26 protein-coding genes are annotated in these 25,605 nt (G+C 57.7%); 7 read left to right on the forward strand and 19 right to left on the reverse strand.

Going from position 1 to position 25,605, the window contains the following annotated elements:
- Positions 1-24: 24 nt before the first annotated feature.
- The 4 genes from ABID12_RS19730 to ABID12_RS19745 form a co-directional block, all read right to left on the reverse strand.
- Positions 25-1,806, reverse strand: a complete 1,782-nt coding sequence (locus ABID12_RS19730) for an SLC13 family permease (RefSeq protein WP_354435776.1) — start codon at positions 1,804-1,806, stop codon at positions 25-27.
- 614 nt (positions 1,807-2,420) lie between these two features.
- Positions 2,421-3,131, reverse strand: coding sequence for an outer membrane protein (locus tag ABID12_RS19735; RefSeq protein ID WP_354435777.1), 711 nt, complete (start codon positions 3,129-3,131; stop codon positions 2,421-2,423).
- Positions 3,132-3,516: 385 nt separating this feature from the next.
- Positions 3,517-4,215: an LrgB family protein gene (locus ABID12_RS19740; protein WP_106308935.1), complete on the reverse strand. Its 699-nt coding sequence runs from the start codon at positions 4,213-4,215 to the stop codon at positions 3,517-3,519.
- Positions 4,215-4,565, reverse strand: a complete 351-nt coding sequence (locus ABID12_RS19745) for a CidA/LrgA family protein (RefSeq protein ID WP_354435778.1) — start codon at positions 4,563-4,565, stop codon at positions 4,215-4,217. Before ABID12_RS19745 ends, ABID12_RS19740 begins: the two co-directional genes overlap by 1 nt.
- Before the next feature lie 518 nt (positions 4,566-5,083).
- On the opposite strand from ABID12_RS19745, the gene ABID12_RS19750 reads away from it, so the two are divergent.
- The 3 genes from ABID12_RS19750 (at position 5,084) to ABID12_RS19760 (ending at position 7,626) form a co-directional block, all read left to right on the forward strand.
- Positions 5,084-5,542 (forward strand): (R)-mandelonitrile lyase, encoded by a 459-nt coding sequence (locus ABID12_RS19750; protein WP_354435779.1) that lies wholly within the window; start codon positions 5,084-5,086, stop codon positions 5,540-5,542.
- 637 nt (positions 5,543-6,179) lie between these two features.
- A complete protein-coding gene (gene rnk / locus ABID12_RS19755) occupies positions 6,180-6,599 on the forward strand; it encodes a nucleoside diphosphate kinase regulator (protein ID WP_354435780.1) in 420 nt (139 codons plus the stop codon).
- Positions 6,600-6,729: 130 nt separating this feature from the next.
- Positions 6,730-7,626, forward strand: a complete 897-nt coding sequence (locus ABID12_RS19760) for a DMT family transporter (protein ID WP_354435781.1) — start codon at positions 6,730-6,732, stop codon at positions 7,624-7,626.
- 287 nt (positions 7,627-7,913) lie between these two features.
- On the opposite strand, the gene ABID12_RS19765 is transcribed toward ABID12_RS19760, so the two are convergent.
- On the reverse strand, positions 7,914-8,738 hold the full coding sequence (locus ABID12_RS19765; protein WP_354435809.1) for a DNA adenine methylase: 825 nt from the start codon (positions 8,736-8,738) through the stop codon (positions 7,914-7,916).
- 486 nt (positions 8,739-9,224) lie between these two features.
- On the opposite strand from ABID12_RS19765, the gene ABID12_RS19770 reads away from it, so the two are divergent.
- Together ABID12_RS19770 and ABID12_RS19780 are read left to right on the forward strand one after the other, a co-directional pair.
- Positions 9,225-9,455, forward strand: a complete 231-nt coding sequence (locus ABID12_RS19770) for a hypothetical protein (RefSeq protein WP_354435782.1) — start codon at positions 9,225-9,227, stop codon at positions 9,453-9,455.
- 715 nt (positions 9,456-10,170) lie between these two features.
- Entirely contained in the window at positions 10,171-11,181 is a 1,011-nt protein-coding gene (locus ABID12_RS19780) for a hypothetical protein (RefSeq protein WP_354435783.1), read from the forward strand.
- Between the two features lie 293 nt (positions 11,182-11,474).
- Here the strand turns inward: ABID12_RS19780 and ABID12_RS19785 are convergent, their stop codons facing one another.
- From ABID12_RS19785 to ABID12_RS19815, 7 genes are read right to left on the reverse strand one after another with little or no spacing between them, the layout of a single operon-like run.
- Entirely contained in the window at positions 11,475-11,798 is a 324-nt protein-coding gene (locus ABID12_RS19785; RefSeq protein ID WP_354435784.1) for a hypothetical protein, read from the reverse strand.
- Positions 11,799-11,810: 12 nt separating this feature from the next.
- Complete coding sequence (locus ABID12_RS19790; RefSeq protein ID WP_354435785.1) at positions 11,811-12,230, reverse strand: hypothetical protein; 420 nt, start codon at positions 12,228-12,230, stop codon at positions 11,811-11,813.
- On the reverse strand, positions 12,227-13,177 hold the full coding sequence (locus ABID12_RS19795) for a glycoside hydrolase family protein (protein ID WP_354435786.1): 951 nt from the start codon (positions 13,175-13,177) through the stop codon (positions 12,227-12,229). Before ABID12_RS19795 ends, ABID12_RS19790 begins: the two co-directional genes overlap by 4 nt.
- 33 nt (positions 13,178-13,210) lie before the next feature.
- The gene (locus ABID12_RS19800) at positions 13,211-13,855 is read right to left on the reverse strand and encodes an XkdW family protein (RefSeq protein WP_354435787.1); all 645 of its coding nucleotides are present in this window, start codon (positions 13,853-13,855) and stop codon (positions 13,211-13,213) included.
- A complete protein-coding gene (locus ABID12_RS19805) occupies positions 13,855-14,712 on the reverse strand; it encodes a phage tail fiber protein (RefSeq protein ID WP_354435788.1) in 858 nt (285 codons plus the stop codon). The genes ABID12_RS19800 and ABID12_RS19805 overlap by 1 nt, the downstream gene beginning before the upstream one ends.
- On the reverse strand, positions 14,709-17,912 hold the full coding sequence (locus tag ABID12_RS19810; RefSeq protein WP_354435789.1) for a TipJ family phage tail tip protein: 3,204 nt from the start codon (positions 17,910-17,912) through the stop codon (positions 14,709-14,711). Before ABID12_RS19810 ends, ABID12_RS19805 begins: the two co-directional genes overlap by 4 nt.
- A 17-nt stretch (positions 17,913-17,929) precedes the next feature.
- Positions 17,930-18,523: a tail assembly protein gene (locus ABID12_RS19815; protein ID WP_354435790.1), complete on the reverse strand. Its 594-nt coding sequence runs from the start codon at positions 18,521-18,523 to the stop codon at positions 17,930-17,932.
- 90 nt (positions 18,524-18,613) lie between these two features.
- Between ABID12_RS19815 and ABID12_RS19820 the strand changes: the two genes are divergently transcribed.
- Positions 18,614-18,796, forward strand: coding sequence for a type II toxin-antitoxin system HicA family toxin (locus tag ABID12_RS19820; RefSeq protein ID WP_106306088.1), 183 nt, complete (start codon positions 18,614-18,616; stop codon positions 18,794-18,796).
- 15 nt (positions 18,797-18,811) lie between these two features.
- Complete coding sequence (locus ABID12_RS19825; protein WP_354435791.1) at positions 18,812-19,204, forward strand: type II toxin-antitoxin system HicB family antitoxin; 393 nt, start codon at positions 18,812-18,814, stop codon at positions 19,202-19,204.
- On the opposite strand, the gene ABID12_RS19830 is transcribed toward ABID12_RS19825, so the two are convergent.
- The 7 genes from ABID12_RS19830 to ABID12_RS19860 form a co-directional block, all read right to left on the reverse strand.
- Entirely contained in the window at positions 19,095-19,901 is an 807-nt protein-coding gene (locus tag ABID12_RS19830) for an NlpC/P60 family protein (protein WP_354435792.1), read from the reverse strand. The genes ABID12_RS19825 and ABID12_RS19830 overlap by 110 nt on opposite strands.
- 13 nt (positions 19,902-19,914) lie before the next feature.
- Positions 19,915-20,625: a phage minor tail protein L gene (locus ABID12_RS19835; protein ID WP_354435793.1), complete on the reverse strand. Its 711-nt coding sequence runs from the start codon at positions 20,623-20,625 to the stop codon at positions 19,915-19,917.
- Complete coding sequence (locus ABID12_RS19840) at positions 20,622-20,969, reverse strand: phage tail protein (protein WP_354435794.1); 348 nt, start codon at positions 20,967-20,969, stop codon at positions 20,622-20,624. The genes ABID12_RS19835 and ABID12_RS19840 overlap by 4 nt, the downstream gene beginning before the upstream one ends.
- Positions 20,969-24,094: a tape measure protein gene (locus tag ABID12_RS19845; RefSeq protein ID WP_354435795.1), complete on the reverse strand. Its 3,126-nt coding sequence runs from the start codon at positions 24,092-24,094 to the stop codon at positions 20,969-20,971. Before ABID12_RS19845 ends, ABID12_RS19840 begins: the two co-directional genes overlap by 1 nt.
- A gap of 462 nt (positions 24,095-24,556) precedes the next feature.
- Entirely contained in the window at positions 24,557-24,805 is a 249-nt protein-coding gene (locus ABID12_RS19850) for a hypothetical protein (protein ID WP_354435796.1), read from the reverse strand.
- The gene (locus ABID12_RS19855) at positions 24,802-25,128 is read right to left on the reverse strand and encodes a gene transfer agent family protein (protein ID WP_354435797.1); all 327 of its coding nucleotides are present in this window, start codon (positions 25,126-25,128) and stop codon (positions 24,802-24,804) included. The genes ABID12_RS19850 and ABID12_RS19855 overlap by 4 nt, the downstream gene beginning before the upstream one ends.
- Complete coding sequence (locus ABID12_RS19860) at positions 25,128-25,577, reverse strand: phage tail tube protein (protein WP_354435798.1); 450 nt, start codon at positions 25,575-25,577, stop codon at positions 25,128-25,130. The genes ABID12_RS19855 and ABID12_RS19860 overlap by 1 nt, the downstream gene beginning before the upstream one ends.
- Positions 25,578-25,605: the final 28 nt, after the last annotated feature.

Raw genomic sequence — 25,605 nt, forward strand, 5'->3', positions numbered from 1 at the left:
GCGCCATCGATACAGCGTTGGTCCTCACATCGGGAAGAAAAGGCCGATCGCGAAAACCGACGTCAAGCCGACGATGATGTTCATCGGGATTCCCATTTTCAGGAAATCGCCGAACCGGTAGTTGCCAGCGCCATAAACGAGCGTGTTGGTCTGGTAACCGATCGGTGTGGCAAAGCTCGCACTGGCTGAAAACATCACGGCAACGACAAACGGTCGGGGATCAAGGCCGAGCTGGGTGGCAAGCGCGATGACGACGGGCGTGTAGACAACCGCAACGGCATTGTTGGTAACGGTCTCCGTCAGGATGGAGCCGACAAAATAGACCGCCAGCAGCATCAGCATCGGTGACAGGTTTTCCAGCCATGGCTTCAGCATGTTCACGACCAGCTCCACGGCGCCGCTGTTTTCCAGGCCGGAGCCCACGATCAGCATCGCGAAGATCAGAACAAGAATGGACCCGTCGATGGTCTTCCAGGCTTCATCGCTGTCAATGCAGCGAAGCGCGAGAATGACGGCAACGCCCAGAAGAGCAAGGATGCCGATTGGCAAGACATTGAATGCAGCAAGGGTGACAATGCCGATCAGGGTCAAGACGGCGATCGGTGCCTGACGACGACGAAAGGCGCGGCCGCCGGGCTCTGTCACGGAAACCACATCGCCAACCCTCGACAGATCGCTGAACCCTTCCGACGTGCCTTCAAGAAGCAGTTTGTCGGCCGGACGCAATTGAACATTGGGCAGGTCCGGCCCTGCCACATGACTGGCGCGATAGGCCCCCAGCACGCGCATGCCTGCGCGCCGCCCGAGCGCCAGGTTCGCTATTGTCGTGCCGGAACTTCTGCGCGATGGCGACACGATGACCTCGGCCACCCGGACTTCGGCGTCCGGTTCCAGCAAGACCGAGCGCTGCAAGCCGACCTGCAGACCGGCCTGTTCTTCAAAGGTCAGAAGTTCGGATGTCGGGGCGATCAGGATCACTGCGTCACCCTGCTTGAGAACGTGTTCTGGCAAACCGCTTCGTTCGATCTCACTCCCGTGCCGAATGCCTGTCACCCGAATGCCGGACCGCTGGAAGTCGCTGATTTCCGCAAGCGTTTTGCCAATACCCGCATAGTCGGACAGAACCGTGACCTCGGACAGGAACGGCGTCTCTTCATCGCCGACATTCTCGCCGGTTTCCCGGTGCGGCAGCAGAAACCTGCCGAGCGCAAAGACGGAAATGCCGCCCACAACCGCCGAGATGATGCCGACAGGCGCAATCTCGAATATCGAGAACGGCTCCAGACCATTCTGTTGCGCCACCCCCGCCACCAGAAGATTGGTCGACGTGCCGATCAATGTGCAGGTTCCGCCCAGAATGGCGGTGTAGGAAAGCGGTATCAGCAATCGCGTGGGCGCCATGCTCAGGCTTGCGGCAAGACGCACCACCACCGGTATGAGGACAAGGACAACCGGCGTACTGTTCATGAAGGCGGAAGCGGATGCTGCGATAACGATAAAGATCATGATCGCAAAAACAGGGTGGGATTTGGCCCGTCCCACGATGAAATCGGCAAGTGCATCCAGAACGCCTGTCCGCAGCAAAGCCCCCGACACCACGAACATCGCTCCGATGGTAATCGGGGCGGAGCTGGAAAAGACACTCATCACATCATCCGCAGACACCAGGCCAAGGACGATGAACAGCGCCGCACCGATGACGGCAGTGACATCGGGCGGATATTTTTCGATCGTGAAGGCTGCGAAGAGAAGCGCCAGAAGCACCAGTGCCACAATGGCGGGGGAAACACCGATGAACGCGATCATGACTTTCCGTTCTGCTGTCCGGTTTGGACGCAAATGCTGATATTGATTTCCTCGCGTTCAGATTGTCACAATCTCGACAGCGAGAAAACGGCCCGGCTGCGCACAACCGCCGGCAATGCCTTCTGATGGACCAAACCGAAGCAGGCCAGACGCGCGAAAACCGTTTTGAAAGAACGTCGCTGGACGGTGACCGGTTCCAGAGCCTTGAAGACAAGTCAGGAAAACATCGATTTTTCAGGCAACCGACCTCAGGCGGACGCCGCCGTCGAAGCGGCGGCAACCACATGGTCATAGTCGATGGAGCATTTCTCGATAGCGTCCGGTGCAATAGCTTGCGGGAGACGGCGCTGCGGCCACAGATTTCCGGCCGCCCCGCTCCGTGAGGTTTAAAAGCCTGCAAACCAGTCACGCGTCACAATGCCGGTCTGCACCATGTCGGTAAAGCTCGCGCCGATCGATTCGACCGCTCGCACCGGGGTCGCGTTGGACAGCACGACAATCCCGACATCACGTGAGAGGAGAAGCGCGAAATAGATGGCCGCCCAGAATGGAAGCGCCGAAAAGGGCGGATTAAAGCTTAACCCGCCCCGTAACCAATCCCGATCTAAAGTATTCTAGAAGCTGTAGCCCAAACCGATCTGCACGCGGTTTTGATGGGACTTCACGCTGAAACTGTTGTCGAAACCAAAGGGATGATCGACCTTCGGGAAATGCGAGTATCGATATTCAACACGGCCGAACAGGTTCTTTGTAAAGGCGTATTCAGCACCGGCACCGATGGTCCAACCGTTGAATGCCTGGTCGTCTGTATCGATGCTTCCACCGGGCCCCGAAGCCTTCAGGCGAGCGCCGACAACTTCCCAGCCGCCTGTGGCATAGATGAGTGCCTGATCAAAGGCGTAGCCCGCGCGGGCACGGATCGATCCACCCCACTGGAGATCAAGCTTGCCATTCATTGGCTGATAGGAACCGTTCAAAAGAACGTCCAGGTTTTGATCATCTGCGCCAAAATTATAATCGAGCTCACCTTCAACACCCAGCACGAAATTATTTTCGAACTGGTAATTGTAACCGACAAAACCGCCGATCAACCCATTGTTTGAATCAAGGCTCGACTGACGTATCCTGAATGTGTTGGGTTCCGCTTCGGTCCACACCCAGCCGCCGACTCCACCGACATAAAACCCCTGCCAGTTGAAAGCGGTGGGCACATCCCTCATCGGAGGCACCTCTTGCTGTGGCACGGGAGTCATAATGATATCGGCCGCATTGGCCGAGACGCCGCTCATCAAAGAAGCCAACGTAATCAAAGCAATTTTACGCATATCTGCCCCCTCTTTCAAAGAACGCGTTCAAACGCGTTGGGTAATGATCTTATCACGATCGTCTAAATTAGTTAAAGACGCATAAATGCGACAAATTTTAGTCGAATTATGGTTACAATGCATAAAGTGTAGATATGTTCCGTTATGAATAAATTTTATTTTACTCGCGAATTGAGAGATTTATTACAAGACACATACTTTAACGTGTGGGTCGATAGCCATAATTTTAAGGAATGGAATCCCCGGCAGCGCTTTGTCTCGTTCATAAGGCGTCGACTGATGTGGAGGGCGGCATGATTTTCATGCCATCGCTTCAATCGCAATGGCATTCAACTTCATCAAATCCGCCGGTACTACCTAAGTCGATGGCGCCCGCATAAATTCTCTATTGCAAAAGCATATGCAGGAATGGCGCGCCCAGCACGTTCACGACGCCCACGAGGACCATCATCAGGCCGGCGACCGAGCTTTCTTCCTTGCCAATCTCCGTAGCCTTGGCCACGCCCGCGCCATGGGCCCCCATGCCGAACAGGGCGCCGCGCGCCAGCGCAGAACGCAGCGGCAGAACATGCAGCAGAACCTCGCCGATCAGCGCACCGGCAACGCCGGTGATAACCACGAAGACGGCAGTGAGATCGGGAATACCGCCGATATCTTCCGAGACGGTCATGGCGAAAGGCGTGCTGAACGAACGCGGCATGAGGCTCAATCGCAGGCTTTCGTTGAGGCCCAACAGATCGGCCATGCCCCAGGCCGAAAGCATGGCCGTGCCGCTGCCGGCCACCACGCCGATCAAAAGCAGGGGCCAGTAACGCCTGATCATGTCTCTCTGTTCGAAGATCGGCAGCGCAAAGGCCACCGTTGCCGGGCCAAGCATCATCACCAGCCAGTGGGTGGCATGAATATAGCCGGAATAGCTCTGACGCAGGATCAGGGCGACGACAATCAACAGCGCCGGCGTCAACACCAGTGGCGCCGTCAGCGGTGAGGCAAAGCGGCGATTGAGCTTCTTGGAGACAATGTAAAAGGCAATGGTCAGCAACGACCAGAAAACCGTTGCCGTAAGCATTCCGAGGAAGGGCATCACGTGTTGTCCGAATTCAGCCTTGCCATCAGCCGGAAACCGAGATCGACGGAAAGCGCGGTCGTAACCATCACACAGACAACGCCGCACAAAATGACCGCCATGATTTTCAGGCCATCAATGCCCAGAAATTCGGGATGATCCAGCACGGCCAGAACAGCGGGTACGAAGAAGAGCAGAAGTTCGGCAATGAACCAGCGGGCACCGCGCCGGATGCTGGCGGGCTGCACAGCGCCGGAGATCAAGGCCATAAGCAGGAACATCATGCCGACCACGCTGCCGGGGATGGGCAGGCCAAGACCGCGCGAAATCACTTCACCGGCAATCCAGATGCAGAAAAGCGCAGCCATCTGAGCAACCAGGCTCTGGCGCAGTTTGCGCCGGAAAATCACGGACGTCTTATGAAATGACGCCGGGTTTGTTTGCGGCGCGGGGGTGAGCAATGCCATTACGCGGTCCTTTCACACACATGATATAGAACCCCGGCTGCCCGGTTAAAATTGAAGAGATGGCATGCACACTATGACGTCACAGCATAGCTCCCTGATTTTTATCAAGAAAACGGTTCCCTAGCCGGCACCGACTGCCGTCCTTATGAAGGAAGGTCATCAATTCTGCGGACAGTTCTTCATCGATTCACGAATTTGTTATCGGTCCGCATAGGGTCGGCGAGTTCGTCACAGGAGCGCGTGATGCCTGGAGTTCAGGGCCTGTCGGGCTTTCATGAATCCAGCACATGACCGACTTGTGAATCTGAAGCATTATTCTGAAAATCCCGGGAGCCATGTTCGGATCGTGGTTGGAATTCCAACCCTCAAGGTTGCGCCATCAGGCCGCCCCAGTGTTCACGAACAGGAGACGACCGGAAATGAAACGAACCCTACTCACACTTGCTGTCCTTCTCGCCGCCGCCCCGACGGCCTTCGCACAATCAATGGAAATCAGCCGCCACGCGGAGCGTGCCGGACAAATCGGCGATGCCGAGGTCTTTACCGGAACCGCCTATGTGGCGCCGGTTTTCCCGCCGGTAATGGGCGACGTCAATGCCGGTGAGGTTACCTTCCTTCCGGGCGCCCGCTCCGCATGGCACACACACCCGGCCGGCCAGATCCTGGTCGTGACCTCCGGCACCGGATGGGTGCAGGAACGCGGCCAGGAAAAGCAGATCATGAGCGCCGGCGACGTTGTCTGGTGCCCGCCGGATGTCGAGCACTGGCATGGCGCGACCGATACGACTTCGGTAACCCATTACGCCATTCAGAAAGCCGTCGATGGCTCGGCCGTTGACTGGGGCGCGCATGTTACCGATGAAGAATATGACGGCTAAATCCGCCGTCCTGCTGCGCGGCCTTTTCAGGGCCGCGCTTCTCCCGCCAGCGCCGTCGCTTCGAAGCCGGTGCTTGAAGACCGCGATTGCCCGTAAGGCAAGGAAAGCATGATCGAAGGTCTGGATCGCTACGGCTGGTTGTCTGCGGCAGATAGGCCACAGCCCGAATTCGGCGCCGGGTCGAAAACCAAGCTGATACCGTAGTCCGGCATGTCCCGCCGCGCTCCGTTGCGAGTTTCTCGCCCGGACGACAACAACGGCATCAGACAACACAATAGCACTGGCATTTCGGCTCATTGGCCGCCGGCTTTGACACAAGCGGCCCCTCGATGAAATCATTCCCAGACACTTCGACGCACCTTCGCACAAAGATGCCGGGTTGACTCAAGGTCAGTTCAAAGCCACACCTTGGCTCATGAACAACACGCGTTTCCATCTCCGCTCTCAACGGGTTCGCCTCATCGTAGGCAAATAGCCCCCGGCCTGGTCGCGTCGCGCCCCGGTCGCGGGGCACAGGCATTTTGCCACCGGGCGCTCGAAACAGCGCCTGTCAAGCGACACAAATCCCTAAATAGCAGAGATAACGCCCGCGCTCGCGGCGTTCATTTTGCTGATGATCTCAGCAAGGAGATGGACTATGCCTTCAAACCAAAAGAAACTGCGCAAACCTGCAATTGTTCTGACGCAAACCGACCACAAGCGCCTTCTGCTTCTTGCCGAACGCTTTGCCGATCAGAATGCAGAGATCGCCGATTTTCTTCTCAGCGAACTCGAACGCGCTCGTATCGTTGAAGACGAACGCATTGCTACTGATGTGGTGCGTATGGGCTCGTCTGTTCATTTCACGACCGATCTCGGCGAAGACCGACAGGTAACGCTGGTTTATCCCGGAAAGGCCGATATCGCTGAAGGCAAGATTTCCGTTCTGACGCCCATCGGCGCAGCGTTGATCGGTCTGAAAGCCGGGCATTCAATCGACTGGACGACACGAGACGGCCGGGTCTGCCGCCTGACGGTGGAATCGGTCAACCAGCCGCAGGACCCGGCCGAGCTTTAGGCCCTGCCCTCTTTGAACACGCTATCCGGTTTGTTGCCCCTGAAGGGCAATGGGCTGTTCATCCGCCGTGAACGATCAGCCCGCAAAGCCTCAGTCTCCAGACGCTCTTTCGAGCGAGAACAGAAACACAATGTCTGCTAACCTCAAGCTGGATCAGCCCCGCAGCCGGGCAGAATTTTCACAAGGCCTGATATGGGTCGCACTGAGCATGGCCGCTTTTATCGGGATGTCCGTTGGCTCCCGCGAACTCGCCACGTCATTATCCATCAGGCAGGTCCTGTTCTTCCGCGCACTGGTCGGCTTGGGCATCATTATCGTCCTGGCAAGACAATTCCTGCCCGAGATAAGGCAGGCAAAAATGGTCCGCCTGCACATTATCCGGAATGTCGTCCACTTTACCGGGCAGTATTTCTGGACAATCGGCGTCGTCCTCCTGCCGCTGGCATCGGTTTTCGCGCTGGAATTCACAATGCCAATCTGGGTCGCGTTCTTCGCCTGGCTTTTCCTCAAGGAGAAGCTGACCCGTCCACGCATTCTGGCCACCCTTGGCGGGTTCCTCGGTGTATTGGTCATTGCACGCCCGGGCCTTGGAATGATTGATCCGGCGGCGAGCCTCGTCCTGCTGGCCGCTGCGTTTTACGCCCTGGCTCTGATCTGCGTGAAAGAGCTGACACGCGAGTGTTCGCCCGGTGTGATTGTTGTCTGGATGATCCTGATCCAGCTACCCTTGGGTTTTGTTTTCGCCCTCACGGACTGGCAGCCGGTCAGCTGGACCGATGTGCCGTGGATGCTGGTCGCCGGCATTGGCGCCCTCAGTGCCCACTTCTGCCAGGCGCAGGCCCTCAAAAGGCTCGAAGCATCGGTCGTGATACCCATCGATTTTCTGCGCGTGCCCCTGGCGGCCATTGTTGGTTACTACGCCTATGGCGAAGCCATCGACCTTTGGGTTTTCCTCGGCGGTGCAATAATCCTGCTCTCGAACTATCAGGCGGTTCTCAGGGAACGCAGGAGATACACAGGCAAATAGGATTGTTGCATGAGCCGTGCTATAAGGCGGTACCTGATTACGGAAATTGTAAACCAGCCCGTAAACCGGCTACCATTTGTGCAGCGCAATAAGCCTAACCACCTGAAAAACTTGGCGACCCCTGCAGGATTCGAACCTGCGACCGTCGGCTTAGAAGGCCACGATGAATCCCCTTGAGCGCAGGGGCTTTGGACAATCTAGCTGTAAACCGCCCTTCACAGAAACATTGAACTTTTTGTAGGTCGTGTAAACCAAATTGGCCAGAATTCCCCTATCCTGCTCACACGTCAGAACAAAGGGTAATTCCGTTCCTGCGTATCATCGGCGCGATCGACAATGATCACCTCGCCCACTGCCTTTTGCCCACCGCTGCCGACCGTATAGTCGAGCTTCACATCTGCAAACTCGAAAGCCGAGAAGATTTCCCGCACTTCCGGCCGATCATTCAGCGAAAGAATAAACCGTCCCTTGATATCGGCCAGCCGTTCCGCCATTTCGGCAAAATCGGCGCGCTTGAAGCTGTCCCTGCTGTAGTCGGTCTCGCAGCCATAATAGGGCGGATCGAGGTAGAACAAGGCCCCTTCCCTGTCATAGCGATCGATGAAGGCGCGCCAGTCCAGGTTCTCGATGACAACACTGGATAGACGTTCATGAATTTCTTCGAGGATAGGTCCCAGACGCGTCAGATCGAAGCGGGCCGGCCCATGGCGATCAACGCCGAAACTGCGGCCCATGATCTTGCCGCCGAAGGCAAGGCGCTGGAGATAGAGAAAGCGGGCGGAGCGCTCGAGGTCAGTGAGCGTTGCCGGGTCCGTCGCGGTCAGCCGTTCGAACTCCCGCCTGGAGGTGAGCTGGAATTTCATCACTTCCAGAAATTGCGGATAATGCCGCTGCAGTATCCGAAAGAGCGTGATCACGTCGCCGGAATAGTCATTGATGACCTCGCAGCGGGCAGCGAGAGAACGACGGAAGAACACGCCGCCCATGCCGACAAAAGGCTCGGCGTAGAGGTCGTGCGGGGTCTGTTCGATGATGGAGGAAACGCGCTTGGCGAGACGTTTTTTGCCGCCAAGATAGGCGGCCGGCGGCGACACGGGCCGCACCGAGATCATTCCTTGCATTGTGGGATATGTCCGAATCTGCCACACACCGCGTCGCCTGCGCAGGCAACCGGGTGCGGTGAGGATTCTGTGTGCTTACCGGACGGGGCTACGTTTGGCGACTGTGACCCGTCGCTTGCAGCCTTGGCGGGCTGCAGGCCACCCGGGACCCGGGCAGAGAGAAAGGCCGGTAAAGTGTTCGCTTCACCGGCCTATTCAATTTCTAGAAATGCGAAATGCTGTCTTGCGCTATGAGTTCATAGCTACGACTAAATGGAAGCCGATTGCTGACGGTCGGCTATCCACCTCCGCGAACAAGAAAGTGGACATTCGCATTTGGTGGCGCGTAGTTGCTTTCGGAGCTATATCTTGACCTGTTAAAACAAGCTGAATCACTTCATATCGAGTTTGACAAGCTGCAAGTTGCCGCGCCATAGATCATTGAAATGTGCCGACAGGCGCACGATTAAGCCCTAACTTTAGGGGAACGAAGCAAAAATGTTGATCATTTCAGTTGTAGTCGCTGTTCTAGTTTTCATCGGGTTTATGTCGCTTGTTGGCTCGCCGTCCGAAGTAGAAACAATTATCGGCTTGGTGATCGCAGCTATTGCCTTCCTCGCTACATACATCATTGCATGGCGCATGAGGTCAAAAGCTCATGAAGAAGATAAAGATGAAAAGATCGCTGCGCTCGAGCGCGAACTCGCGTCATTAAAGTCAAAAAAATAGTTTACCACACCAACTCGGATCAGTTGGTGAACGCTTCTCTGCACTTGGTGCCATACCCCGCAAAGTCTCAGCGGTTGCAGGACCAACAAGCCGCACCTCAATCGCTCAGACAATCTTTGGCTAGGCTGTGTGGACGGATATGATGGGGTTGAATGCTGCGGCGATTGAAACGGTGGCTGAAAGGTTGCGTTTAAGTTTCCCGACAGCCTGCTTGATGCGGGCGCGGCCTCGGTAGATGGCCTTGGCAAAGCGGGTGGATTTGTCTTTCTCGTTGGTTTTATGCGGGATCACTGGAATGAGGCCACGAGAACGGGCTGTGTTGCAGTTAGCCTTGCTAGCATAGCCTTGTCCACGACAGCCGCGCGATGTGTTGCATCAGGACCGAGGTCTAGCAGGATCCAGAGATGCGGAGCATCGCCTTTTTTGCCTCCAGTCAGATCGAACGCAATTAGCAACCCGTCGAAATCCGTCTTCAGATAGATTCTGGTCGTGAAACCGCTGCGTGGCCGGCCGAGTGCCTGACCTTTCTGCCGCCTTTTGCGCCAGCAGCCGAAACATGAGCGCGGACGATTTTAGAATCGAACATCTGAGCCAGACCGGCCGTCGAGGAAAGTGATGCCAGATGTTCGAAGAAGAGATCGAAGGTGCCGCGGCGTTTGACAAGATGACCAGGCCGAGCAAACCTCATTCCATTCAGGGGAATAGGTGACGTTATATGTTGAGCGAAAATGCATATCGAGACAGCGTTCGAGAGAGGGACCTTGACAACTTTCTCGTCGAAGAGCTTTCGTCCTCCGACGATTTTCGCGATTGGCTTCTCAGCCGCATCACGGCCGCTTTTGTGCCGCCGGAAACCGGTGATATCCGCGTGCGCAAAAGCCCTGTCCGCGCCAGCCTCGACGGCCGACAGACCGATGTCGAGTTGGGCTGGTTCTCCGGCGGCGATCAGCAGGCCTGTGTGCTACTGGAGAGCAAGGTCACCGCCGAGTTCCAGACCGGCCAGGCTGAGTCCTATCTCGGCGAAGTCCAGGCGCAGCTTCGCAAACTAGGACCCAAGAGGGCGGCCGCCGTGCTCGTGGCACCGGCCGGCAAGATGGCAAGCTTACAGCACAACGGGGCGTTCGCGGCGGATGTGACGATCGAAGAGATCATCACCTTCTTAGAGAGCCGCTTAGTGGATATCCAAGAAGGGGAACTGTCGCGGCGGCTGTCGGTGCGTATCGAGCTTCTTGAAGCCCTGGCCGGGAAACGGACGTCGGGTGGCTGGGTCGCGAGCCCCGTGGCAGAGAAGAGCAACTTTGCGATCGCCTACGAGCAATTGGCCTCGAAAATCCTGCCCGACGTGAAGGTGCGGCCTTCGACGAATGGACCCCAGGCGATCACGCGCATCTTCGATGGGATGCTCATCCCGGCGCTTCCCAACATGAAGCTGAGGCACGAATTCGGAAACCAAGTCGCAAGTAAGTACACCAATGCCCAGTTCCCGCATCGGGCAAGCCAGGTTGGGGTGGTACGTTCAAGCGGGCTCCTTAGGGGGACGCCTTATCAGGTGGAAACCGCGGGGCGGAGCCTCTCCATTCGCGCCAAGACGCCCGGCGTAGATCCTATGCGCCCCTTCGAGCAGGAGGAAGACAAGGTCGAGGAGGGCCTCATCGCGACCCGAGACCTTCTAGCGTGGATTCGAGCCAATGCGGCCGAGATCGCTCGCCTTCTTGAGCATCACTGAACGATCTCCACCGCCGTCTCAATTGTCCTTTTCGCGCATACGCCCGACATAGGAGGCGACATGCACAACGGATACGACACGATGGATGGCAAAGCAAAGAGAGAGCAGTAGACCTTCGTCTGTGCGAGGATGCATGCAAGCTAAAAAATGTGAAACCGCGATTTCGCGCTCCGAGGCGAGGCCTCAATCTCGTGTACGGAAAAGGCTCGAGAATCCACCAACGACAGAAATGGGCGCGCAATTCAGTCATTCATATTGCCGCCTAGAAACAGCGCTGTTGAACCCAATATGCTTCACCCGCCCTTCAATGCCTTCAGCACCTGCATCAGCCCATCGGAAAGCCACACGCCGAACCCGGTCCCGGCCATGGCCGCGCCGAGGATATAGCCCCGGCCGATCTGCTTGATCTTCTGGTATTCGGCAACGAACGCCTCGGTTTCTCCGAGGCGCTCTGACAGCGCCTTGTTTTGTTCGAGCAGGCGTTCGTTCTGATACTCAACATGGTTCAGCCGGTCGTGGATTTCCTCGTGGCCGCTGCGGTTTTCGTCCACCTTGCGGATCAGGGCATCGAGCTTGCCCTGAACCTCTCCCAGCTGACGCGCGATCTCGACCGTCATACCCTGCCCCGTTTACTTGATAACTGCTTTGAAGCCGGCGACGCCCGAGCCGATGTAGAACACCCACTTGACCATCGCGGCATAGGCGTCCTGCAATGCACCGGTCGGCAGGTCAAAGACCTGCTGATCCCCGAATACCCCCCTGAGATACGGGATACTGTCGATGACAACAGCCATTTCCCAAAGGATCAGCGGGCCGGCGACGGCGAACACCAGAACCCAGAAGAGCGGAAATGACAGCTTGGCCTTGTTGTAATCCGCCATGATGCGGGTTTCCTCGACCACCTGCCGCAGATATTCCGCCGTCAGTTCGGCCTGGATCCTCTCACGGTCGTTTTCACGTTCGGCCCGCTTGTCGATGAGCGTGATGGCGCGCTCGACAATGCCGCCCGCGCCAAGCTTGACCAGCCATGTGATTATGGTCGGAATCATACCTCCACCTCATGGCCCGTCAGCGTATTGATCCGGCGCGTGATCACATCGCGGTAGCGCCAGGCAAACCAGCCAACCGCGATGATGACAACACTGGTGACGATCCAGCCCACCGGCAGACCGGAAGCCCATGCGATGGCGCCGGAGGCGGCGGCCGAGGCACCGGATTTCTGTGCCGCATCCCTCAGCGCCTTCATATCGCGGCGCAGCTGGGCGATGGTGGCCGGGCCGATGATGCCGTCATTGATCAGATGCGGGTGGGCCATCTGGTAAGACAGAACAGCTTTGCGGGTGTTTTCACCGAACCAGCCGTCAATCGTGCCGGGATCGAAGCCGCGTTTCTTCAGCATTCCCTGCACATCGCGCACCACAGGATCGCCCGTTTCCGGTGCTGTGTCGGTTGCCTGACGCGGCACGCCTTCCGGTGCGCTCACAACGGTGTCGACGCCGGTATAGATGCCCTGTTCAAACAGCAGCGCCTCTTCCTTGCGCCGGCGCACGAGGCCGGGCAGGCGCTTGCCCTTGGAGGTGTTGTAGTGGCTGCCAAGATAGTCGGCCGCTGCCTTCAGCCTGCCAGCACGCCAAAGCTTTCCGAAGCGCCATTTGCTGACAATGCGGCCACCGAGATTGAAAGCGGCCGAGGTCGCAGCATCCATCTGGTATTGCGTCCGATCGGCAGGCGAGTTGGCAACAACCTCTTTGCCATAGCCGTTGTCGATGACCGTGCGCAGGATCCGGTCGGACTGTTCGGCGGTGATTTTCGTCCTGCCGGGAATGAGTTTTGTAATCCCGAGCTTTGCGAATTCGCGTCTGCAATAGGCAGAATTCATGGTGAATCCGGTCCCGATCGTCGGCGTGCCGGTCGGATCGAGATAGGCGGTCAGCGGATTGCCTTCATGAAGGCGCACGAAAGCGCGCCCACGGCTGGATACCGTGGTGATTTCCATGTTCGATTGTCCTTTGAGAAGAGTTAGTGCCGGTCAGTCCGGCCAGTAGCTGTCGTTTTCGTAATCGGCAGGGACCGGATCCATATCCTTGATCTGCCGGGCTGCCAGCACATGCGCCTGTTCATGTGCCAGAACGGCCTCACCGAGCGCGACCATGGCAGGTGCATCAAGCTTGTGTGTGGTGTTGTCTGCCGCGATCCATGCAAAGTCATAGTCCTGACCGTGCCAGCGATAGTCACCGGCAACCGCGCCTGCCTCTGTTGCAGATCGGGCAGATGCTGCCCAACGCGAGATCTTGTCGATATCGCCGGGGCGGGATTGGTAGACGACACCGCCGAACCGGAAGCCATCTGCAATGCGCCGGTCACGTTCGGCATCCACGGCGTTGCGCAACATGCGATTTTCTCGGCGTTCAACAAACGCCGCGACGGCATCCCGGTGCTGATTAAGCATGGCATGCAGATCATCCGGCGATGGGAAATCCGCATCAACGTTCCATTCGAGGATCACTGCCGAGCCGAGACGCCCGCCGGTATCATCATCAACGATATGACCGGTGCGGAAATCCCGACCTGGCTCAGAGCCAGGATAGGCAAGTGTCAGTAGAAAGCCGAGCGTATCGTGATCAAGGTCCGGATTGAGCGCATTGGCGCTGTCGGGCGTGATTGTTGTCGCCATTATTGATTCCTCGCATATTTGGCACGAACATAAATTTCTCTGACAGCCCAGTCCCAGTTCTGACAACGTAGCCCTGTAACGAACATCCCTCCCGAACAGTCAACTGTGTTACCGGAGGTCGTCACTGTACCGATTTCATAGGTGCCACTATCATGCTGGACACGGGCACCGGCGGTGGCCCGGCCGTTTACCCGGTCTTCGATGCGTTTACCGATAGCGGTGTAGGCATCTCCAGCACCCCAATTATTCCAAACCGAACCCACTGCATTGCCGTTTGTCTCGAAACGCGCAGCACCGACTTCAAAGTTCGTGTTACATCTCGCTCTGTTGAACCAGACAAAACCGTCCGAAAGGCGCACCCGGATCGCTCGCGTGTCATTCCATGCCCCATTCTGATCGCCAGAATTTGTGATCATCAGATAAATGTCAGTTGAATTCAGGTGCCAGAACACACCCCGGTCACCGTTCATCATTCGGAAGTTTCGATCGTTACTGGCCTTGATCTCACCGGTCACGGTGTCACCCGACTTTGCCACCGCCTCCAGCTTGTTGCGGGCCTCTGCTGCATCGCCTGCGGTCATCAGATCATTGGTGTAGTCTGTGCCACCGGCACTGACGAAATCATGGGCGTCAGGCTTCAGCTCCCCGATCACGACATCATCCGTGCCGTCATAGACGCAAAGCTTCCACGGGCTGGACGCTGTGCTGATCCACATGGTTCCGGCACTGGCATAGGATGGCCGCTCGACACCACTGTGCAATGTCAATGCGGCCTTGCGCCAGCTGTTGATATTGGCCGCCAACTGCGAACCGTTGGTGACGGTCGGATCAATCGTCACATTCTCATATTGCGTCATGAATGCACCTTTCCGTAGCCAACGGCCACATAGTCAAACGAGCGTTGAACCGACGCGCCGGACTGATCCTTGAACACGAGGTCAAACCCGCTCTCATCCTTGTTTGCGATTTCGTAAAAGTCGCCGAAGCGAAGGCCCTGCGCCGAGATCGAAACACCGGTCAGCCCGTAATAAGGCGGATCAAAATCAATCCGCTTTCCGGCAACAGGCACGATGATATTGTTGCCGCTCAGTATCCGGTCGGGCATATCGACCGTCAGTGCAGCCCGCGCAACAATTGGCGTGATGTTCTCATCCGCCGATGATAGCTGAAGCCGCATCTGATAGGCCCGTGCGGCCACATCGCCGGTCGCCGCCTCATGCCAGTCTGTCCAGACTGCATCAGAGGCGTCCGGATCATCATCCGTGGTGCGGATCTCCATTACGGCATTCCACTTCGACGGATCCGCCCCGACCATGCCATCGAGGTTGATCAGCAGCGGCCATTTATCCATCGTCTCATCCAGTTCCTGCCCATAGACAGACAGAACCGGCGTGATCCGCGATGTATAGACAGAGCCAAGATCAATGGTGCGGGCCGAGACATAGGTTCCGGCCTGGACCACGGCGTAGATATCATCTCCGGCATTTGCCAGCCGCAGGCCCGGTTCACCGGCAAAGCAATTATCCAGTGTCCCGGACCATGTCGGTTGCTCGACAAAGCGCTCAATCGCATTCGTCGGCGTTGCCCCGACCGTGGTCTGAATGAAGGTGGCAGACGGGCTTTCGATCCCCTGCCGGGTTACCGCCTTGATCAGGTAGGTTCCCGGCCGTGTCGGGATCTGCACACTGGTGGCGTCGACATGACCAAGCTGGGCACCGGACGAGCGCCACGTCACGCCCGTCATCTCCGGCGAATAGCGGATCACATAATGCGACAGGTTGAGTGCATCGACCGGCGACCATGTCAGTGTCGCCATATCCCCGATCACAGCAATGTTGAAGCGCGCGACATTGCCCGGTGGCGACAGAACACTCGACAGATAGATCGCTTCAAGCACCGTCCATTTTGATCGCTGATTGAGCGAGGAAAAGACGGAACGAACCCGGAAGCTGTAAACACCGGGGTCGAGGTCCTGCAGATCGATCGAGACACTGGTCGTTGAACCGACCGGCAGCCAGATCCCGCCCTGCTCACGATATTCGACCTCATAGAGCGTGGCCCGCGTATCATCCGGCGCCGACCAGCCGATGGTGACGGCCCCGCGCACGGAAACGCCGCCAGCCAGGTAAAGATATTCCGCAACATTGATATGCGACGGCGCCAGAAGCGGCCCGGTCGGATAGGTCGAGAACGATGGCGGTTCGAGCTGCAGTCCTTTCTCGACGCGATCCCATTTGGTTTCGTCATAGATCAGGGCCGAGACATCGAACTGGTGCTTGTCGTTTTCCGTGATCGACAGAACCCGGAATGGCCGTGGTGCCGCATCCGAGCCGGTCAGGATCCACATCGCACCGGCGACCGGTCTATCCGGCAGAGCTGCCGCCAGCGCCAGAACATCGCTTTCCCCTTCCCCGGTCGTAACCGCCCTGTCAGCCAGCGAACCATCCGGCATGACGGCCGTCAGCGTGTAGGCCTCGCCATCATTCAGCATCACCGGGGCATCGACCGTTATCGCCGTCAGATCATCGGAGACGGCCTTGATCCGCCCGCCATAGCGCACGCCGGCATAGGACGGATCGGCCACCAGCACGATATCGCCGGGCGCAACGTCGGCATGATCCAGTCCGGCGCGATAGGTCACCACTTCGGTCGAGTTTTGCTCTGTATCCAGCAGCCATGCGCCATAGCGATGTGCCTGCCCGCGCGAGCAACAGCCGATGGCCTGGATCTCTGTCTGCCGCGATCCATAGCGTGCAACCGCATCCGGATCCTCGACCACTTCGATCGCCGGCTTGTAGTTGTTCTCAGGATCGAACCAGCGGACCAGCACCTGCGTGTGGCGAGCCGAAAGCGCCGATCCCTGATAACTGAATGTGCCGTCCACCACATTGGCCTGCGATACCAGCTTGACCGGATCGGCCGGCTTGTCGCAGACGGCCGTCACCGCACCGGTGCCCCAATAGACCATGCCCCGGAACACACCGGCAAAGGCCGTCAGGACATTGATCGCCTCATCGCGCGAGGTGATCGCACCATTGAAAGTGTAGCGCGGTTCCTGCCCGCCAAAGCCATCATCGACCGGCTGGTCGCAATATTGCGCAATCTCGTAGAGCGCCCACTTCGACACCTGCCCGACATCGACATACTGGCCAAGGCCATAGCGGTCATTGACCACGAGGTCATAGAAGATCCATGCCGGGTTATCCGAGACAGCGCGTTTGAAGGTGCCATCCCAGACACCGGCATAGGACCGCGTTTCCGGGTCGTAGTTCGATGGCACGGCGATTTCGATACCGGACCAATCCACCGAGACGGTCGGGATCGCGCTGCCGCCGAATTCGGCCGCATCCAGCGTGACGCCGAGAATGGCGCTATCGGGATAGGTCAGCCGGTAGTCTTCGATGACCGTATAGGACGACCAGTAGGTCTGGTTGTTCGACGTGGTGCCGTTGGCGTCCTCGGAAAGCCGGCGCACGCGGATATACCACGGCCCTGCCCCGTCCAGCGGGACCCGGTAGGCCCGGACATAGGGCGAGGTGCACTTGCCCGAGATCGTATCGGTGCGCGCCTCCTGCCAAGTGCCATCCTCTGTGCGCCGATCGATGGCAATATCGACCGAATTCTCTTTGACATTGCCGTTATCGGGATCGGTATAGATCAGCTGCGGCACCTGAATGGAGACACGCACGGCCGTTGCCGACAGATTGGTGATCGCACGCGTTGCCGAAAGATCCTGTTTGATCTCGACGCCGACGCCCTGCTCGTTCTCGACAGCCGGAAATCCGGACAGGGCCGCCTGATCGGGAAAGCCATTGCGGGTCTCGAACGTACCGCCTTCGAAGTTGAAGGTGTCATCGCTGTTTTGCACCGGCACATCATCGAAATAGATCGACTTTGCGCCATCCTTCAGCCCGCCGGTCACGCCCTCGCTGACCAGAAACAAAAGCCGCATGGTCTGTTTCGAGCGCAGTGTGTTCGGGGCCTCGTTATAACCGCCCGAGCCGCCACCTTTGCCGCCCTTCCCGCCGCCCTGGCCGGAAATTCGCATATGTTGCATGATGTATTCCCGATAGATCAGAGTGCCACGTCTTCGGTGGAAAGCCCGGCGGCGATCAACACCGGCGAAACCCGGAATTTTTGGCCGTAGACAAGCGGCACGGGACCGCCTTCCGTGGTCACGTTGGCACCGCCGTTGAACAGGTAGGACGACTGGTCTTCCGCGTTCCCGGCCATCTTCGGAGCCGGTGACAGCATCTGGCCGAGGCCGCCCATTGCCATGGCAATGCCCAGCCCCTTCATTGCACCGCCGACCGTCGTGCCGAGAACGCCCACCCCTGTCAGCGAGGCAGGCATGAAGAATGCCGCCCCGATCAGGAAAACGCCGGCAATGACCTTGCCCAGCCCGCGATTGCCGGCGCCAGCCACCACCGGCACGATATGCAGATCTGCGCTGCCCAGCTGAAAGCCCAGCTCATCCGGGCCGAGCGCCATGCCCGTTTCCGGATCGCCACGCAGGACACGAAAGTTCCGGTCGGTGACATAGTCCCGAAACCCCGGCACCACAGCGGCCAGTGCCTCACCGGCCTCGCCCGCGCTGGAAACATCAAGGCGATAGGTCGGGGCAAATTCCCGCGCGAGTGCACCGTGAAGGTGGATGGTTCTTTTCATTATCTACCCAATACGTATTTTTATGCGCATAAAGCCTTGCAAGTTAGTTCGCATAGGCGTATATATATACGCATAAAAGGGATTGAATTGATGGACACCAACAGCCGCAAGATCATTAAGCACTTGGAAAACGATGGCTTCGAACTGGTGAAAGTCACAGGTTCCCACCACAAGTTCAAAAAGGGTGACAAGACCGTTACGGTGCCTCACCCCAAGAAGGACTTGCCAATCGGTACTGTGCGGAACATCTATAAACAGGCCGGTTGGCTGTAAGGAAAGGAAAGCGCCATGCGTTACTACATTGCAGTTGTTCATCAGGAAGGTGACAGCGCTTTTGGCGTACACTTCCCGGATGTTCCCGGTTGCTTTTCAGCCGCCGACCATATGGACGACCTTCTGGCCAATGCCAGTGAGGCACTGACGCTCCATCTGGAAGGGGAAGCCCTTCCAGATGCACGTTCGCTCGATGCTGTTCGCGCCGATGATGAAGTCGCCCATGACCTTGCCGAGGGCGCGTTTCTTCTGGCCGTTCCTTTGGTTCAGTTGAGTGGCCGGACCACGAAAGCCAACATCACCATGGATGCCGGCCTTTTGGCTGCCGTGGATCAGTATGCCAAGTCTCATGGCCTGACCCGCTCGGCATTTCTGGCCGATCTGGCGCGTCGTGAAATCGCTGGTTGACTGCACTTCGATACCGTAGCCAATGCGTAACCCGCTTCAGCCACGGCCCGACCGGCTCACGCCGTGACAGCCTGCCGTCGAGGTGATGCAGGCAAAGGCTGTTTTCCAGCAGAATACCGGAATGACACGGCACCTTTGAAACAAGCTGCATGAAGAACACATCACCGGGGCGGGCTTCACCGACATCGATCTGCCGAAAGCCCGCCTCTTCAAAATGATCGGCCAGAAGGCTTTCACCCTCTTCCCACCAGACCTTCGAGCGCGCAAAGTCCGGCAGACGGATACCGCGTTCCTGCCAATACCAGCTGCGCACAAGCCCGTAACAGTCAAAGACACCCGGCACGAATGACCGTCCCAGAAGCGGCGCGTCAAGGCAATGATCGCCCCACCACAAAACCGGCGTGGTCACCTCACCGTCACAGCTGACGATACCGAACGGAATGCCGGCAACAATCTGGATTTCCATATCAGCCCTTGAAGGGCAATGCGGGTGAAGCTTTGCATTGTGGCTGTGGATCACCGCCTCCGGCTGATAGTTCAGCCAGGTCTCGGCAGGCATTTCAAAGCTGTTTTCCGGATCCCCGGCAATGTTCGGTATCCGTTTATACTGGCCACCGGACACCACGCCGCAGGCTTCTTGCGGCCAGACCTCGAGCGCATGCGCACGGGCATCCCGCACGACATCATCGTCAAACATGATTGCTGCCTTCTCAGGTATTGGCTCGCCCGACACCGGGAAACGCCCGCGTCGGCAGATCGCCATGGCCGAAACGCTTCACACAGCCCGATTGCAAAAGCTTGCTGCAACGGTCCTCCGACCGCGCCACGCTGTTGCCCTTTGCATCGAAACAGGCCGAACCGGCATAAGGGCATGTTGCTTTCGAATAATCGAACGTGCCGGTCTCCGGATCAAAGCGCCGGTAGGTATGGGTGCAGGCACTCTGGATGACCTGCCGGCCCGGCAGCTTGCGCCCCTGTTGATCCATCGCGGCCGCCAGCGTCCATTCGATATAGACGCGGTTCTGGTTGGTCTTCTGCTCGATCCGATAGACATCGATGGGGAAATGCGCATCAGGATCCGCATCCTCCATTCCATCCAGAAACCGCCGGAAGGTGCGAATACGCCGAAACGTCGCCCCGACCAGATCGCCGAATTCGTTGACGACGGCAGACAATACGCCCGAGACATTCGCAACTTTCAGCGTCGGACGCGGCATGGTACCCTGCGAGGACATTTCCCAGCCGTCTGTTTCAATCGGGGTCGGTTCATAGACATGACCGCCGCAGGACACCGGTGCTTCTTCGAAGGCTGAGGACGTAAAGCGATAGATACCCCCGCCGATCACCGAGGCATCCAGTTCATAAAGATGGATGATGTCACCAACGGCAAGCGACTGCGCATTTTCGGAAATCAGGGTCATAGGTCGTAAACCCTCTCAATCGTCGCGTTGATCGTGTCATGACCGCTTCCACGAAAGCCGCGTTTCCACGTCTTGCAACGATAAAGCCGAGGCCTCGCATCACGCGGCGCTTTCCACTCAAAGGCACGATAACCACCATGTGCGCGAAAGAAGGTTTCGATCTGATCGGCCTGCGCAACAGACAGAACAGACCACACCGCATTGAACGTCACGCCTTCGGCATTCAGACCTGCTCCGGCGCGTTGGCTATAGCCATCACCGAAACTGCTTTCGAGCACGCGAAACTCTGTATCCCGCGTGCTTTCAACTGACGGAGGTTTCGGAGGATTGAATTTGTCTGCCATCAGAACGGCCCTCCGGCGAGCATGCCGCGTGCACGGCTGTTGTCCTGAATCCGCGCGTCGATGGCTGCATCGATCTGTTTTCGGAACGCGCGACCCATAGCGGCAGCATCCTTCGGATCCGTGCTTTCCGGGACCGTCACATTGATGTCGCCAATATTCACCGAATTTGACACCGAACCGCGCGATTGCACTGTCCGTAGGGCCTTCATCGGCAACCTTGGCAAAGCGGCATTGTGAACGATGCCGCCATCGGCGAGCTTCAGCCCTTCACCATTGTTGATCGCTTCCAGCAATGGCGCATACTTGCCTGCGGCCCTGGCATTGATAACGTATTCCCCATCGGAGAGCCACGCCGGTATCTTGTCGCCACGCGATCCACCGGGGCCGGTCAGGCTGCCGCCGCCCGTGGCGTCAATGCGTCCGCCTGTGGCGGCATGAACCGCACCACCATCCGCCTTGCCGATGCCACCGAAAATGGCACCAAAGAAGCTGCCAAGCCCCGGTCCGCCGGTATTGAACAAGTCGTTCAGCGCAAGATCGAGCAGTTTGTCACCCACCCGTCCGAGCGCATTGGTCAACGCATCTGCAGCGCTGACACCGCTCATCAGGTCGGAAACAAAACCGCCGGTTACTTCCTTGGCCGATGCCTTGAAGTCATCCACCGACTGGCGAAGATCTTCATTCTCACGGGCAGCCTTTTCCGCTGCAGCTGCAGCCTCGCCATAACCATGCGCCAGATCCTCGATAGCCTTGCGGAGATTGGCATCGACATTCAGGCCGGCAGCCTCGGCAGCGCTCAACAATTCATGCGCGGTCCGGGCCTTTTCCAGCGAATAGCCATAGTCCTCGACAAGAGGGTTGAGCGCCAGCTGCGCCTCTTTTTCGGCCATGAGAGACGCCGTGCGTTCCCGAATTGACTGCACGGCATTGTCATAGGCGTTTTCACTGCCACCGCCACCGCCACTCCCTCCAGCGCTTCTGCGGGCATTGGCTGCCAATGAGCTCTTGGCAAGATTGGCGATTTCATCATCAGGAAGGAAGCCGCCCTTGCCCTCGATGTCCTTCTTGATCCTGGCCTTTTCGCGATCCAGTGCCAGCTGATCTTTGGACAGGCTGTTCTGGCGCTCGATTTCGTCGGCATAGTCTTTGCCGATCTGAACCATTTTCTCGCCTTCAGAGCGGCTTTGGCTGTACTGCTCGTAAGCAGACACCTGACTGCCACTCAGTCCACCCGAAGCGCTGACATTGGCAGCATCCAGAAGTGTCATGAACTCCCGCGATTTATCGACAAGCTTCTGGAGCATTCCGAAGATCGGCGCCAGCTTGGCTATATAACCGGCGGCATCAGGGTTGGCGTCGGCCATCGTTTCAAGCGCGCGTCGCGCTTCGGCCGCGCCTTCTTTTGTGCCGTCGAAGTCATCGAGAATGTCAGCGATCGCCTCGCGCTGGTCGAGCGAGATGGGCATCGCCTGACTGAAGTCCAGCAAACTGTTGCGTGCTTCCTCGAGTTCACGTTTCAGGCCATTCACCTCGCTGGCGGCCTTTGCCCCGTTGAGGTTCTGGAGCTTCTGCGCCGTCCTTTCTGTCTGATAGGCAAGATCTGCGACCGGCTGAGAAACTTCTGTGGCCCGGATTTCCCGCATCTTGTTGATGACGTCCTGGAACCCGACGCGACCCCGCTCAAGATCGCGGGCCATGTCATGAATACCAAAGACAGCATTCAGATCGACCGAACCGCGTTCAAACTGGTGCGTCAGGTCCTTTGCCTTGTCGACAATACCGCCAAGAGCATCGTCGTCGCGGAACCAGCCGAGAAAGCCCTCGCCCATATTGCTCAGGCGGTCGTACTCGTCGGCAAGCATCTTCACCTTGCGGTAAATCTCGCCATCGCTGAGACCTTCGGCCGCTTCCGTTACACTTTCAAGCTTCGGTACGGCTTCCTCGGCAACAAGGCCCAGCCGTTTTAGTTCGGCATTGACGGCTTTGGTCCGGGCTTCTGCTTCCTGCGACTGGCGCGAATAAAGCGTCAGCGCTCCGACAAGCGTTCCGCCGATCAGCAGGCCAAGCGGCCCGGCCGCCGCGCTCATACCCCCGAGGGCCGTGGACAGGCTACCCGCAGCCATGGCCGAACGCATGGCGGCTGCAAATTTCGTCAACGCCGTGCCGGCAAGGCCAAGCTTGACCAGCATGCCCGCAATCGAGCGACCGACCAAAGCACCGGCGATCACACCGGCAAGTGCCAGAACCGTATCGGCCGTCTGATCGAAATTGTCAGCCAGAGCGTTAAGACCGGAAATAAGCCGCTGCGACGCTCCAAGGCTGCTATCCGTCTCACCGATATATTTGGTGAGCGCATTGTTCACTTTCGTGACGCCCTGCGCGATCGTCTGGGTCGAGTTCGCCGCCATCTTTTCGATGGTCGGGAATCCCCTCATGAAGGCGTCGAAGAACGCCCGCCCCGACACTTCCCCGTCACTGACCAGTTGCTTCAGCTTCGACACCGAGCCGCCGGCCTCATCGAGGCCATTGGCGACCGCGATCAGAATGGGCCGTGCGCCCTCGTTGATCGAATTGAATTCCTCAGCCTGGACACGGGCCGAGCCGAGCAACTGACCAAGCTGCGTCAGAGCACCGGAGGCTTCCGCCGCCGATTTGCCCTCAACCTTCAGCGCGGTGGCAATCCCATCGGTGAACTTGAGCAGCCGCGCCTGCGACTGCTGAAGGTTGTCATTGGCCTGCGACGCCTTGCCGAACAGATCGGCAAGCGCCGTGATCGGCGCGGCATTATCCTGAGCGCTTTGATACAGTGCATCAAGCGTTCGAACCTGATCCTGGCCGACAACGCCGGCAACAGCCAGCGCGTTCTTTGCTTCCGTCCAGGCGTCGGCATAGCGGGCGACTTCACGTACTGACAGCGCCGAGGCAAGCGCCGTCGTGGAATAGAGCAGCCCCTTGAACGCATTCGCCCCGAGGCCCTCAAGACGGCGGTCCATGGCAACGGCCTTTTTCTGGATCGCATTCAGGTGCTTGTTGGTGATGCCGTTGGCTTTGGCGAGCCGCTTTTCGTACTTGTTGACGTCAGCGGAAAGCTGCACGACAAGCTGTTCAAGGTCCGTGGCGGCCATGTATTCACCTTCGGACAACCAGAGGCTGTCCGCTTTTCTGTATCCAAAAATTGAGAAGAAGGGAGGCGCAAAGGGCGGCTATTGCCCTCTTTGAGTACCAGAAACGAACTGACCGTCACCTCAAACACACTTGAGGTCGCGCAGTGCAGAGCGCACTATTGCGAACCATTCTGAGGCGCTCAACCACAAATAAAGTTATGAATTCGATTTCGCAGACACTACGAAAGATTCTTATATCTGTGCGTACGGCCACAAAGCAAGAATGGGGAATAATAGTATTTTATCCTCTATTTCTTGCATTCTACCTTCTCGTTGTCGAGAAAGGAGATTATCACGGATACTCATATCAAAGATTGAAATCCATGATTTACACGATACCGATAGTTATCGTTGTAATAATTATTGTAAAAACCATATTTATATTTAGAAAATAACTAGAACATAAATACTCGTATTCAACTTCTAATCCAGCTCCTGAAGCCAGACCCAAATTTCTTCGGCCTGACCGTCTGTCAGCTTTGTCTGATCGTTTTCTTCGGCCGAATTGGCCTTGATGTAGCCGTCTAGCGCTGCAGAGAACTGCCAGACGCTCATGGCATTGACCTCTTGCGGGCTGAATCCCATTGCCGCGCCAGCGCCGTAGATTTTCGCCATGCGGATCTTGCCGTTTGGCAGATCATCAAGGCGTTCTTCAGCGCCAGCGCTGGTCACTCCCCCACGGTTTCATCCGGGGCACCGGCCAAACCGGCGAACACGATTGCCAAGGCGAGTGGGTGATTTTCAAGCGGCGGCCGATCCTTCACATAGCGACCGGCCAGCTTCAGAGCCTCTTTCGGCTCGATACCACCGCCGATCAGGCCAAGGCGGACGGTCTCGAAAACGTCTTCAATCTTCCAGTCACCGGATTGCAGGCGCGAAAGCAGCCGCATGGGGCCGCAATCGCACTTTTCCTGCAGTTCGGTGATTTGTCCGTAGCCGAGACGGAACGGATAAGTCCCGTCTCCAAAGGGCTGTTCAATCCGCGCGTCACGCATCAGGCGGCAACCCATTCGTTTTCGATGGCACCGGCGCTGTCCATCTGGATTGCAGACTTCACCTTCGGATCGCCGCTCTTTTCGCCGCTGATCTCAAAACTGGTGACGTGGAAGGGACCGGTCCATTTCATGGTGCCGGTCGAGTACTGGATCGAAAGCTCGCAGTTGATCGCCTCGGTACTGGCAAAAGCCGCCCACCACGGCTGGATGGACGAGGCTGCCAGAACGCCGTCACCGGAGACTGAGGCCGAGAGACTTTCGGCGTTGCGCTCCAGCCAGGTCACCTGATCTTCATCGTCACAATCGACCACCAACGTTTCGCCGGTATTCTTCGAAAAGGTCAGCGACTTCGAGGTCATCCCGCAGGGCTGTGCAAACACTTCCGGATCCGCGCCGTCGCCCAGCTTGATCAGCAGTTTGCCGAATGTCGTGGTTTTTGCTTCTGCCATTTTCCATAGCTCCAATATTCCGCCACCG

Origin of the sequence: Martelella mangrovi (assembly GCF_040545495.1) — a bacterium.
GTDB classification, from domain to species: domain Bacteria; phylum Pseudomonadota; class Alphaproteobacteria; order Rhizobiales; family Rhizobiaceae; genus Martelella; species Martelella mangrovi.